Annotated in this window: 8 protein-coding genes and 2 pseudogenes; 5 read left to right on the top strand and 5 right to left on the bottom strand. The window is 66.0% G+C overall.

Features of this window, described 5'->3' with window-relative positions:
- Positions 1-689, top strand: a pseudogene (locus tag JMF90_RS07210) (hypothetical protein); the annotation flags it as partial.
- Between the two features lie 274 nt (positions 690-963).
- On the opposite strand, the gene JMF90_RS07205 reads toward JMF90_RS07210, so the two are convergent.
- Both JMF90_RS07205 and JMF90_RS07200 read right to left on the bottom strand, forming a co-directional pair.
- On the bottom strand, positions 964-1134 hold the full coding sequence (locus tag JMF90_RS07205) for a hypothetical protein (protein WP_006397039.1): 171 nt from the start codon (positions 1132-1134) through the stop codon (positions 964-966).
- Between the two features lie 170 nt (positions 1135-1304).
- Entirely contained in the window at positions 1305-2216 is a 912-nt protein-coding gene (locus JMF90_RS07200) for a DUF72 domain-containing protein (protein ID WP_011549922.1), read from the bottom strand.
- 279 nt (positions 2217-2495) lie between these two features.
- On the opposite strand from JMF90_RS07200, the gene JMF90_RS07195 reads away from it, so the two are divergent.
- A complete protein-coding gene (locus tag JMF90_RS07195; RefSeq protein ID WP_054928652.1) occupies positions 2496-4673 on the top strand; it encodes a TonB-dependent siderophore receptor in 2178 nt (725 codons plus the stop codon).
- A gap of 21 nt (positions 4674-4694) precedes the next feature.
- Here the strand turns inward: JMF90_RS07195 and JMF90_RS07190 are convergent, their stop codons facing one another.
- A complete protein-coding gene (locus JMF90_RS07190; protein WP_011549920.1) occupies positions 4695-5510 on the bottom strand; it encodes a response regulator in 816 nt (271 codons plus the stop codon).
- A 1140-nt stretch (positions 5511-6650) separates the two neighbouring features.
- On the opposite strand from JMF90_RS07190, the gene JMF90_RS07185 reads away from it, so the two are divergent.
- Positions 6651-10244 (top strand): YadA family autotransporter adhesin, encoded by a 3594-nt coding sequence (locus JMF90_RS07185; RefSeq protein ID WP_011549918.1) that lies wholly within the window; start codon positions 6651-6653, stop codon positions 10242-10244.
- A gap of 360 nt (positions 10245-10604) precedes the next feature.
- Complete coding sequence (locus JMF90_RS07180) at positions 10605-11012, top strand: VOC family protein (protein ID WP_012336869.1); 408 nt, start codon at positions 10605-10607, stop codon at positions 11010-11012.
- A gap of 27 nt (positions 11013-11039) precedes the next feature.
- Here JMF90_RS07180 and JMF90_RS07175 read toward each other — a convergent pair whose 3' ends face one another.
- Together JMF90_RS07175 and JMF90_RS07170 are read right to left on the bottom strand one after the other, a co-directional pair.
- Positions 11040-11579 (bottom strand): toxin, encoded by a 540-nt coding sequence (locus tag JMF90_RS07175; protein ID WP_054928653.1) that lies wholly within the window; start codon positions 11577-11579, stop codon positions 11040-11042.
- Between the two features lie 89 nt (positions 11580-11668).
- On the bottom strand, positions 11669-12055 hold the full coding sequence (locus JMF90_RS07170) for a MerR family transcriptional regulator (RefSeq protein ID WP_011549915.1): 387 nt from the start codon (positions 12053-12055) through the stop codon (positions 11669-11671).
- A gap of 88 nt (positions 12056-12143) precedes the next feature.
- Here JMF90_RS07170 and JMF90_RS07165 point away from each other — a divergent pair.
- Positions 12144-12404 (top strand): annotated as a pseudogene (locus tag JMF90_RS07165) (alpha/beta hydrolase); the annotation flags it as partial.

Genomic DNA, 12404 nt, shown 5'->3' with positions numbered 1-12404 from the left:
TCGGCAGCATCGTCGGCACGGTAGCCAACACCGGCACGGGTGTCGTCAACGCCGTCACCGGTGTCGCGGGCAACGGCGGCGCGCTGATCACGCCGATCACGAGCATCGTCGGCAATCTCGGCGGATCGCTGCCGGTTGGTGCCGCCACCGGCGCGATCGGCGCAGTGTCCGGCGCGGTAACCGGCGTCGCCGGCAGCGGCACGGCGGCGATCACGCCGCTCGCATCGGCGGTCACGTCATTGATCGGATCGGCCACGAGCGGCGCAGGCGGCATCGCCGGCGCCGGAACCGGCGTTCTCACGGGCGCAACCGGCGCGGCCGGCTCCCTCGCGGCGGTCACGACCGGCCTGACGGGTACGCTGGCGAACACCGTAACCAGCACGACGGGCGCGATCGCAGGCACGCTTCCGGCACTGAGTGTCGCGCTCAACGGTGGCACGGCGGCCGGTGCGGTCGGCGGCGCGACCAATGCAGTCGGCGCGCTCGTCTCCGGCGGCGCGACGATCGCCAACGCGGCGGTGCATTCGGTCGGTTCGGCTGTCGGATCGGTGGCCGGCGTGCTCCCGGCGCTGGCGGTTTCGCTGAACAGCGATTCCGCGCAAGGGGGCAGTGCCGGGGCAGGCGGCGGTCTGCTGGCGCCGGTGACGTCGCTCGTCAGCTCGCTGACCGCGCCGCTGCCGAGGAAGTAAGCGACGTGAGCACCCGGCCGCCGCAGTCAATGGGTGGCCGGGAACATTCGGGCGCGTCACGTACAAGCACGGCGGGATCACGATTCGGGATTCCCGCTTGCTCGTTTCGCTGACGCGCCGCTTTGCATTCGACTGCAGATCGCCACCGTAGCGATGACGCACGACGTCCCACGCTAGATCGACCAGAAGCGTAAGGAATGCGAAGAATCGGATTGACGCTCGCACGTCGAACCCGACGCAACGAGCGACTACCGGCGCGCGACGCGCCGTGACACTACGACCGGTCGCGATTCCGGGCGCGCGTCGCGCCGGTGATGACCGCGATGCCGAACAGGATGACGGCCACGATCTCGATGATGTGCTGAGAGACGTGCAGCGTCATCAAACCCCAGGCGACGCCGCCGATGAAGATGATCCATCCGACCAGATAGATAAGCAGGGTCATCGTTTTTCTCCTTGCAGTATTGGCCCATGATGCCGGTTGCCGGTCTTGCAAAATTTACCGGCGCGCGGCGAGCGCGATGAAGGGCGCGATCCGCGAGTGCAGGAGCATATTGCGCGCCTGCCCATGCGACGGCGGACGACATTCCCGATGGTCATAGCCTGCCGAGCGTTTCATTGCGGCGCCGCATCGTGCGCATGCAGCCCGAGCCGATCCATCAGCCGCCCGGCGTCGAACGGCGCTTGCGTTTTCGTGTCGTTGTCGAAATAGCAGTACACGTCGCGCGTCGCCGCGCGCGGCGGTGGCAGCGCCGGTGCGGCGAGACGCGCATCGTCCGGCTGCGTGCCCCGGCTCCACGCTTCGATTCTGCGCGCCCATCGTTCGAGTGCCGCATCGGCGTATTCGCCCGAATACTTCGTTTCGGTGCCGTGCAGCCGGATGTAGACGAAGCGTGCGCTCAGATCCTCGAACTGCGGCCACGCCTCGGTCGAATCCGACACGACGAGCGCGACCTTGTGGCGGCGCAGCAGTTTCACGAACGCCGGGTCCACGAAGCTGTCGTGCCGCACTTCCACCGCATGACGCAACGCTCGCTTGCGGTCGATCTGCAGATACGGTTCACGCACCCGCGCATCGTGCCGTCGGGCGAGCGCGAGCGCCGCTTCCGTGTCGGGCGGCAGCAGGCTCAGGAAGCGTTCCATGTGCGCCGGATCGAAACGCAGCGACGGTGGAAATTGCCACAGCAGCGGCCCCAGCTTGTCCTTCAGCGCGAACAGCCCCTGAGCGAAAAAATTCGCGCACGCGGTCGTGGCCGTTTCGCCGCGAAAGCGCAGCATGTGCGTCAGATAGCGCGAGCCTTTCACGCTGAACACGAACCCGGGCGGTGTGTCGGCGTACCAGCGCCGCCAACTGTCAGGCGCTTGCAAGCTGTAGTGCGTGCCGTTGATCTCGATCGTCTGCATGCGGCCCGATGCATACTGCAGCTCGCTGGCCTGTTTCAGGTCGGCCGGATAGAACGTCCCTCGCCAGCCGGGGTAGCGCCAGCCTGAAATGCCGATGTGAATCCTGCCGGATGTGCGTGTCACGTCGATGCCCGGTTGCGCCGGGTTCCTGGTGCGGTCCGTGCGACGAGCAATCTGCGTGCCTCCGCCTTCGTCGATTTGATTTTTTTAAAGACCGCGCCACGTTCGGCCGGTATGATCGCTGCGCTCGCGAACGGCGCGACCGGACGGTGCATCCCGACGCTCCACGCCTCACTGCCTTCGCCAGCACGGCAATCACGACACCACCGGACGGACCCCGGCGACCCGCGGTCCGCCGATCCGGCCGAACGGGCCAACCCAGCACGACGGAGTATCGAAACGATGTGGATGGAGACAGGGACGGGGCGGCGCGCGCGGGCGATCGCGGCAGGCGGAGCGTGGTGCGTGGCCGCCGCGGGCGCGGCGCACGCGCAGGCACCGGCGCCGGGCGCGGCGGTGGCGGTGCTGCCGGCCATCGACGTGCGAGGGCCGGTCGATGCTGCTTCGTCCGTCGGACTGGTCGGGCGGCGCACCGCCACCGGCACCAAGACCGACACGCCGGTCGACGAGATTCCGCAAACGCTCAACCTCGTGACCGCGCAACAGATCGACATGACCGGCGCGGCCGACCTGAACCAGGCGTTGCGCTACGTGCCGGGTTTCGCGACGTTCGGCGCCGACAGCCGCACCGACTGGTATGCGGCGCTGCGCGGCTTCACGCCGACGCTGTACGTCGACGGCCTGCCGGCGCCGAACACGGCCGTGATCGCGAACTGGCGCGTCGATCCGTACACGATCGACTCGATCGCGGTGCTGCGAGGGCCGACGTCGGTGCTGTACGGCGCGGGCGAGCCGGGTGCGATCGTCGATGCACATACGAAACTCGCCGACGGCGAGCGCGTGCGCGAAGCCGGCGTGCAGATCGGCAACGATGCGCGCAAGCAAGCCATGCTCGACGTCGGCGACAGGCTTGATCCGGATGGAAAGTATGCCTACCGATTCGTCGGCATCGCGCGCGACGGCAACGCGGTGACCGGCCCGAACGGCGACCGCCGCGTCGCGCTCGCGCCGTCGTTCCGGTGGCGGCCGAACGCCGACACGTCGCTGACGCTTTCCGCGACGTTCCTGCAGGACAGCGGCGACATCTCGTCGAACTTCCTGCCCGCATCGGGCACGGTGCTGCCGAACCCGAACGGCCGCCTGTCGCAGGACCTCTACATGGGCGACCCGTCGTTCAACGACTATCGCAAGAAGCAATGGTCGCTCGGTTACGCGCTGGAACACCGCGTGAATGCGATCTGGTCGTTGCACCAGGACGTGCGCTGGTCGCACCTGTCGCTCGACGATGCGACGGTGTTCGGCAACGGCCTCGCGCCCCGCAGCACGACGAACATGATGCGTTTCGCGGGGCTGTTCCAGCTCAACTACAGCCGGTTCGACATCGACAACCACGCGCAGGCGCGCTTCGGCACGGGGTCGCTCGAACACACGCTGCTGTTCGGCGTGCAGTTCGACCGGCAGACGACGACCAACAGCGTATGGCTCGCGCTCGCGCCGTCGCTCGACCTGTACCACCCCGTCTATCGGCCCGTGACGGCCGCGATCTTCTCCGGCCCGACGTCGCTCGGCCACGTCGATCAGTACACCGCGATGAACGGTGTCGGCGTGTACGCGCAGGACCAGATCCGCTGGCAGCGCTGGACGCTGACGCTCGGCGGCCGCGAGGATGTCGTGAATGCGCGCTTCGACGACCGCACCGCCGGCACGCATGCGCAGCAGGACGTCAGTGCATTCTCCGGGCGGGTCGGGCTCACCTATCGCGGCGACGCCGGATTGTCGCCTTACGTCAGCTATTCGACGTCGTTCGATCCCGTCATCGGCGTGCGGATGTTCGGCGGCGGCTTGCCGAAACCGACCCGCGGCACGCAGACGGAGGCCGGGCTGCGCTGGCAGCCGGCCGGCCGGAACCTGATGCTGAACGCGGCCGTGTATCAGATCGACCAGACCAACGTCGTGACGCCGACGCCGGTCAATCTCGACCCGACCGCCACGACGTCGGTACAGACCGGCAAGGTGCGCTCGCGCGGCATCGAGCTGAGCGCGGTCGGCAAGGTGACGCACGGGCTGTCGATCGTCGCGTCGTATGCGTATCAGGACGTCAAGAACGTGCAGGCGAACGACGTATCGCTGAATCACTGGCCAGTGTCCGTGCCGCTGCCGCGGCAGATGGCGTCGATGTGGGCCGACTGGACCTGGCATACGGGCGCGCTGGCGGGCCTCGGCGTCGGCGGTGGCGTGCGCTACCAGAGCGCGTCGGCGGGCGCGCCCGACAATTCGCTGACGGTGCCGAGCGCGACGCTTTACGACCTCGCGATCCATTACGACCTGCCGCGCTGGCGTTTCGCGGTGAACGTCGCGAACCTGTTCGACCGGCGCTATGTGAGCGGCTGCCAGTCGTACGCGGTGTGCGTGTTCGGCAACGAGCGGACCGTGCTGGCCAGCGCGAAATACAACTGGTAAGCGCCCTCGCGTTGCATCGGCCTACGCGCGGCGTTGCGGCTGCCGGGCCGCGGCGCGCGCACCCGCGTGGCCCTGGCGGCGCCATTCGGTCGGTGTGATGCCGAACCGTTCGCGAAAGGCGGTCGCGAAATTGGCCGGCGTGGAAAAGCCGATTTCCTTCGCGATGCTGGCGATGCTGAGCGAGGTGGAATCCAGCAGATCCTGCGCGATTCGCAGCCGCTCGTAGCGGAGATACTCGAACACCGTCTGGCCGAGATTGTCGCGAAACGCACGCGACAAGCGTTTTTCGTGCGTGCCGACCGCACGCGCCAGTTCTTCCACCGTCGGCGGATCGTTCAGCGTGCGCGACAAGTGGCGGATCGCCGCGCGAACGATGATGTCGTCCTCCTTGCCGCCCGCGGACGGCCCTTGCACCTGTTGCGCCGCGGCCGGCCGTTCGCGTTTCGTGCGCGAGAGCTGCACGCGAATCCGCGCGATCACTTCCGCCGGCTCGAACGGTTTCACCACATAGTCGACGCCGCCGATCTCGAGCCCTTCGAGCCGCTCGTGCAATGCGTCGGCCACGGTCAGGAAGATGACCGGGATCGCGCACGTCAGCGGATCGGCGGCGAGCAGACGGCATGCGGTGAAGCCGTCCATGCGCGGCATGCGCACGTCCATCAGGATCAGGTCGGGCATCAGTGCCTGCGCGCGCTGGCACGCTTGCGTGCCGTCGAATGCGATGCTGATCCGGCATCCCGTGCTGCGCAGGATGTCGATCAGCAACCTTAGCTGGTCGGGTTGATCGTCGACGATCAGGATATGCGCGTCGCTCAATGCGGAGATCGATGAAGACATCGTGCACCTGTTGTGAAAAGGCGGTTGACTGCGTTTCCGCGGGTGGCCTGCCCGGTGCGGAGGAAACGTCGGAAGCCGCTCTGTGGCGATGCATCCATTGCATCGCATGCTCGCATCGAATCCGTACAGGGCGGAACCGCGCGGCAGGCAATCGCTCGGCGCATCGCACGGCGTTCGTTGTTTTGATCGCCAAGCCAGTCGACACGCGAGGGATTGCCGTGCTCGCGTGGAAATGATCGCGACTGCCGGAATCGGTGCGAGCGGAATTGTAGGAGCATATTTCGAATCCGGCCAGACATGGCGGCCCTATTCGCACGATTCACCCTTCACGATTATCGAAAATGGCGGTTTGCGACAGGAGCGTGAAGCGTCGATGTGCGTCAATGCTCGTGGTTTACGCGTATATCCGGCGTAAAAGCGCCGAGTCGGCCGGTTTCGAGGTCGCTTTTTTCGGAAAGTTTTTTAATTGAATCCGCTTTGGCAAAGTATTTATCCGACCGGTAAAAGATTTTGAATAACGGCATGGGTGCGAAATCGTTTGCGAGATGAGTATATTTTACGTAAGTCGTTGAATATTTTAGATTTTACAATCTATAAAGAATGTCGGCTTTAATAATTTAATCTCGTGTCTCATAATTCGTCCGAACTTTGAATGACGGGTGGAGCAGGGCAGCGGAAGTGCCGAAAGCGGCGACGGACGTTTTCAGACCCGGGGCCTGCGCATCAATTGATGCTCGCCCAGGCACATGCTTGCTGCACGGAAATGGAACCCGGTTGCCGGGGATGAAATAAAAGAAGCGTGGTGGGTCGCGGTCGGCGCGACGACAAATCGGGGATGTTCATGACGACGGGTTGGATCTCCGGATTCAGCCGGGGGAAGACTCGTCCATAAGAATCAATACGTATTCCTAATGCAATAGCCGGATTAGCGGAACGGGACGTCGAACCGACGACATGCCCGGGGCTTTCGAACGCCCTGTCGAAACGAGCGTGCGCGATACGTGTCGTCTCGACATGGCTTGTGTCCGGGCCGTGGAATCCACTTCCGAGAGAAGTCTCAACCGTAATCGAAGTCGAAGCTGTCAATAAAAGTAAGTAGTCCGTATTCAAACCAGACGCTACACAACGGAGCAGAAGACCATGAAGAGGAAGCAGATTTCGGCGCTCGCCGCCGCGATGTTCACGGGTGCGGGTGTGCTGATCGCCGGCGCCGCCCATGCGGACAATTTCGTCGACCGCGGCAACCCCGACAACGCGCTGAACGGCCAGTGTATCGACGGCACCAACCCGCTATGCGTGGCAACGAAGAACGGCAGTTACGTGGCGGTCAGCACCGCGAACGTGACGCAGGGCACCAATGCGAAGGCCGGCACCAGCGGCATCGCGATCGGCGACCAGTCGAATGCGAGCAGCAAGGGCGGCACCAGCAGCGGCGGCGCGATCGCGATCGGCGTCGGTTCGCAGGCGCTGGCGAACTCGGCCACCGCGATCGGCACGGTGGCGGTCGCGCAGGGTAATACCGCGCTGGCAATCGGCCGTCAGTCGGCGGCGGTCGGCGATTTCTCGATGGCGCTCGGCAACGTCGCGGATGCGCACGGCACGAGTTCGATCGCGCTCGGCCACTCGGCGCTCGCCAGCGGCGACCGCTCGGTCGCGATCGGCGGCGCGAACCCGACGTCGAGCGACGGCGTATCGGCCGGCGCATCGTACGACGCGGCGACGCAGACGCGTGCCGGCGGCACGCAGTCGGTGGCGATCGGCGCCGGCGCGCAGACGAACGACAACAACCAGGTGGCGATCGGCTCGGGCAGCGTCGGCGCGAACAACGGCGGCACGCCGGTGTTCGGCGGCACGGCCGCACCGGTCGGCGGCGCGGTGTCGTTCGGCGCGCTCGGCAGCGAACGCCAGCTCAAGAACGTCGCGGCGGGCGCGGCCGATACGGATGCCGTCAACGTCCAGCAACTGAAGAACGTGAACAGTACGCTGAGCACGGGCATCGGCAACGTCGATGCACGCGTGACGTCGGTCGGCAATTCGCTGTCAACCACGATCTCGAACGTCGACCAGCGCGTGACCAGCGTCGGCAACAGCCTCAGCACGAGCATCGTCACGGCCACCAAGAACGTCGTCAAATACACCGACGACTCGCATGCGGCGATCGCGCTCGACGGCGCCGCCGGCACGACGATCGGCGGCGTGGCAGCGGGCGTGGCCGATACCGACGCGGTCAACGTCGGTCAGTTGAAGGGTAGCCTCACGCCGCTGCAAACGTCCATTTCGACGGCGGCGTCGAACATCACGAACCTGCAGAACAGCGTGACCGGCATCAACGGCTCGCTGAGCACGGCGGCCTCGAACATCGCCGGCCTGCAGGCGGCCGATACGCGCAACGTCAAGTACGACGGCGCGAGCGGCTTCGACTCGGTGACGTTCGCCGGCCCCAACGGCACGACGCTGCACAACGTCGCGGACGGCAAGGACGCGCACGACGCCGTCAACGTCGGCCAGTTGAACGGCGGCCTTGCATCGCTCAGCACGAGCGTGACGAACAACCTCAGCACGACGCTCGGCAACCTGAGCACGTCGATCACCAGCCAGATCGGCAACGCGACGAAGAATGCGGTGCAGTACGACGACGATGCGCATGGCGGCGTCACGCTCGGCGGCAAGGGCGCAACGGCGCCGGTCGGCCTGCACAACGTCGCGGATGGCGTGGCGGCGGGCGATGCCGTGAACGTCGGCCAGCTCGGCAAGGCGACCGACGCGCTCAACCAGTCGATCACGACCGTCGGCAACCAGGTGACGACGAATACCGGCAACATCGCGGCGCTCCAGCAGGACGCGCTGCAATGGAACCCGGGCCTCGGCGCGTACGATGCGAGCCACGGCGGCCACGGCCCGCAGCTGATCAGCAACGTCGCGGCCGGCAAGAGCGGCACCGACGCGGTCAACGTCGATCAATTGAACGCGGCGATTCACGACGGCACGAGCCAGCTCGACGCGCTCGCCGTGAAATACGACGATGCGAGCAAGCAGCAGGTATCGCTCGGTGCAGGCAACGGCGGCAATCCGGTGCGCGTGACCAACGTCGCGGCAGGCAACGTCGCGGCCGGCAGTACCGACGCGGTGAACGGCGCGCAACTGCGGCGCGCGACCGACGGCACCGCGGCCGCGCTCGGCGGCGGCGCGACGGCGAACCCGGACGGCTCGATCGGCGCACCGAACTACAAGATCGGCGGCAGTGCGTTCAACAACGTCGGCGACGCGCTGACGAACCTCGACGGCCGGGTCGGCAGCAACACGACGACGCTCGCGAATCACGAAACGCGCATCGACAATGCCGAAACGAATATCGCGGGCAACACGGCGGCGATCGCCGGGCTGCAACAGGATGCACTGCAATTCGACCCGACGCTCGGCGCGTTCAACGCCGCGCGCGGCAGTGCGCCGACGAAGCTGACCAACGTGGCCGACGGCAACGTCGCCGCGGGCAGCACGGATGCGGTCAACGGCGGCCAGTTGTCCGGCGTGAAGACCACGCTCGAACAGCAGATCACCAACGTGTCGAACCAGGCCGGCGAAGCGGTGAAGAACGTCGTCAAGTACGACGTCGACGCGAGCGGCAACCGGCTGAATTCGGTGTCGCTCGTCGGCGGCGACGCCACCTCGGCCGTCGTGCTGAAGAACGTCGCGGCGGGCACCAGCGATACCGACGCGGTGAACGTGAAGCAGTTGAAGGACGTGCAGTCGAACCTGAACCAGCTCGGCGCGCTCGCGGTGCAGTACGACGACAGCTCGAAGAGCACGATCACGCTCGGCGGCGCGGGCGGCACGCGCATCACCAACGTGCAGGCCGGCACGCTGAGCGCCACCAGCACCGACGCGGTGAATGGCTCGCAGCTCTATGCGACCAACCAGCAGGTGTCGAAGAACACCACCGACATTTCCAACCTGCAAGGCAGCGTGACCAACATCGCGAACGGCAAGGCCGGCCTCGTGCAGCAGCAGGACCCGAACGGCGCGATCACGGTCGGAAAGGATTCGGGCGGCACCAGCGTGAACTTCTCCGGTACGGCGGGCGACCGCGTGCTGACCGGCGTCGCGGCGGGCGTGAACGCGAACGACGCGGTCAACGTGGGCCAGTTCAACGCCGCGCTGCAGAACGTCGCGGCCAACGACAAGATCCGCGCGGCCGCGACCGATGCGAACACCACGTGGATCGCGCGCGCCGATGCGGGGGCGATCGGCTCGACGGCGACCGCAACCGGCAAGAATGCGGTGGCCGTTGGCCAGGGCTCCGTCGCCGATCGCGACAACTCGTTCTCGGTCGGCGCGAAGGGCAGCGAGCGCCAGATCACGAACGTCGCGGCCGGCACGGCGCCGACCGACGCGGTGAACGTGCAGCAGCTGAACGACAACCTCGCGACGGCGTCGACGCAGGCGAAGGGGTATACCGACCAGCGCATCGGGCAGGTGTACAACTCGTTCAACGACCTGAAGAAGGACATGTACGGCGGTGTCGCGTCGGCGATGGCGGTGGCCGGCTTGCCGCAGCCGACCGGCGCGGGGCGCTCGATGGTGTCGGCGGCGACGTCGAACTATCACGGCCAGCAAGGCTTCGCGGCCGGCTACTCGTACGTGACGGAGAGCAACCGCTGGGTCGTCAAGGCATCGGTGACGGGCAACACGCGCTCGGACTTCGGCGCAGTGGTCGGCGCGGGTTATCAGTTCTGATGCAGCTCGCGTAGCGTTGAGCGATGCGCGGGTGCCGGGCAATGCATGTCATGCCCGGCACCCGCGGTCGAGCGGTGGCCCGGGGTTCGTTTGCGAATCCCGGGCCGTCGTCGTTTGGCGCCTTCATCTGACCGGCCATCCCGCATCGACGGCACCTGTCGCGAATGCGAGTGGCGCCGTCCGCCGAGATCGCCTTCATCGCTCGACTACCGGCCCCGCAAGGGTTTCGCCCGCGTCCGGCGCAACGTTCAATGCGAGTTGTTGAATGTGAGCCCGCGCTCGTATTCTGAAGTCCTCGGGCGGCACGGCATGGGGCCTCCGCCCACCACCGCATCGGAGAGCACGACCATGACCATGACCATGACCGAAACGACACCCACGATGAAGCTCAACCACCTGAGCTTCCCCTCGGCCGATACGCTGGCGACGGCCCGATTCTTCGAGCGATACCTCGGCTTCACGATCGCGGGAAGCTGGGACAAATCCTGGATTCTCAAGCGCCCGGGCTTCGACGTCGTGATCGATCACGTCGGCGATGGCGTGCCCGCATGGCCGACCAATTTCCACGTCGGCTTCGAACTGCCGAGTCTCGATGCCGTGCACGCGTTGTTCGCGCGCTTCAAGGAAGAGGGCGTTGCAATGGAGACGGACGTGTTCAACAACGGGCGCGGCTCGCGCTTCTTTTGCCGCGCGCCGGGTGGCGTGATGTTCGAACTGAATACGCGTGCGGATGCCGCGCCGGAATATCAGGGTACCTTCGACGATTGACGCGAGGTGGCCGTTGTCGTGCCGCGTTCAGTCGCAGAGGCCGGTGCGGGCCAGCATCTCGATGACTGCGCGGGTATGCGACGGCTCGGTGATTTCCATCCATTGCAGATGCGCGTATTTCGGGTCGTCGCGCAAGCCGGCGAACTTGACGCGGTTTTTCGTGAACGTCGTGTACGACCACAGCAGCACCGAGTCGCGCGAACAGAACGCCATCCGCAGCGATTCCCGGTTGCCGTGAGAGAGCCGGGTGCGCATGAGCCCGCGGCCGATCGTGCGCCGCAGCACACGGGAAAACACCGTCCATCGGCCGAAGTTGAGCCACACGACGTGCGTGGCCCGCGACCACAGCACGTCGCACACCGCGCTGTAGTTTCCGTCGGCGACCCAGCGGTCGCCGGTCGTCGCCGCCAGCACCGCATGTTCGAACTGCGCGGGCGGCACGGCGGTCCAGCCGGGGCCCCAGTAGAGCCGATCGAGTTCGATGTATGGGCACGCTGCGGCGGTTGCCAGCGCGCTGGCGAAGGTGGATTTTCCCGATCCGCTCGTTCCGACGACGATGACGCGCATGAGTGTGACCACGGGCAAAAAGGTGAGGGCGCGTATTGTGCCCGATGCGCGTGGATGGGCTCGCATCCGTAGCGGGAAAGACGCACTGATCAATCGAGCGGCGGCACCGCACCATCCCGCAACATTTTGACGAGCCTTGCGCGTCGCTTCTCGAGATCGGCGATCTGACGGTCGATCGCTTCGAGGCGTTCGCGCTGGACGTCGGTGATCTGATCGCACGAACGCGCACCTTCGATCAGCAGCATGCAGTCCGGAAAACCGCGAATGTCGTCGAGGGTGAAACCGGTCGCGATCATGCGCTGAATCTGCTTGACCTGCGTCACAGCCTTGTCGGGAAACAGGCGATAGCCGTTGTCCGCGCGCACCGACGCGAGCAGGCCGTGCTCGTCGTAGTGCCGGATCGAGCGCACGCTCGCGCCGGTGAGCTGCGCGAGTTTGCCGATGGTCAGCAGCGGCTGGGTAGGCGGATTTTTCATGAAGGGCAGGTTAGCACGATTCGCTTGACTCTCACATCAGTGTGAGGGTTGAGACTGAGCGTCCGTTCATGCCTGGAGGAAAGAACCCATGACTACCCGAGTGCTGATCCGCTGGCTGATCGCCGTGATCTGGTGGGTGACGCCGTTCGCGTTGGCGTACGATGCGGCCGCCGCGCCGCTGACCTATACCGTGACGTCGACGGACGGCGTGAAGCTGGCCGTTCAGGAAAGCGGCGACCCGGACGGCGTGCCGGTCATCCTGATCCACGGCCTGCTCGGCAGCCGCCTGAACTGGGACGCGCAAGTCCAGAGCCCGGAACTGCGCGGCTTCCGGATCATCACGTACGAC

The organism is Burkholderia sp. E168m23 (assembly GCF_016586125.1).
GTDB lineage: Bacteria > Pseudomonadota > Gammaproteobacteria > Burkholderiales > Burkholderiaceae > Burkholderia > Burkholderia orbicola.
This window is presented reverse-complemented; position numbering and strand designations above follow the sequence as displayed.

Bases quoted from the DNA above. Each gene is read 5' to 3' on its own strand.
- JMF90_RS07205 (WP_006397039.1), bottom strand. From the start codon at position 1,134: ATGACCCTGCTTATCTATCTGGTCGGATGGATCATCTTCATCGGCGGC.
- JMF90_RS07195 (WP_054928652.1), top strand. From the start codon at position 2,496: ATGTGGATGGAGACAGGGACGGGGCGGCGCGCGCGGGCGATCGCGGCA.
- JMF90_RS07190 (WP_011549920.1), bottom strand. From the start codon at position 5,510: ATGTCTTCATCGATCTCCGCATTGAGCGACGCGCATATCCTGATCGTC.
- JMF90_RS07185 (WP_011549918.1), top strand. From the start codon at position 6,651: ATGAAGAGGAAGCAGATTTCGGCGCTCGCCGCCGCGATGTTCACGGGT.
- JMF90_RS07180 (WP_012336869.1), top strand. From the start codon at position 10,605: ATGACCGAAACGACACCCACGATGAAGCTCAACCACCTGAGCTTCCCC.
- JMF90_RS07175 (WP_054928653.1), bottom strand. From the start codon at position 11,579: ATGCGCGTCATCGTCGTCGGAACGAGCGGATCGGGAAAATCCACCTTC.
- JMF90_RS07170 (WP_011549915.1), bottom strand. From the start codon at position 12,055: ATGAAAAATCCGCCTACCCAGCCGCTGCTGACCATCGGCAAACTCGCG.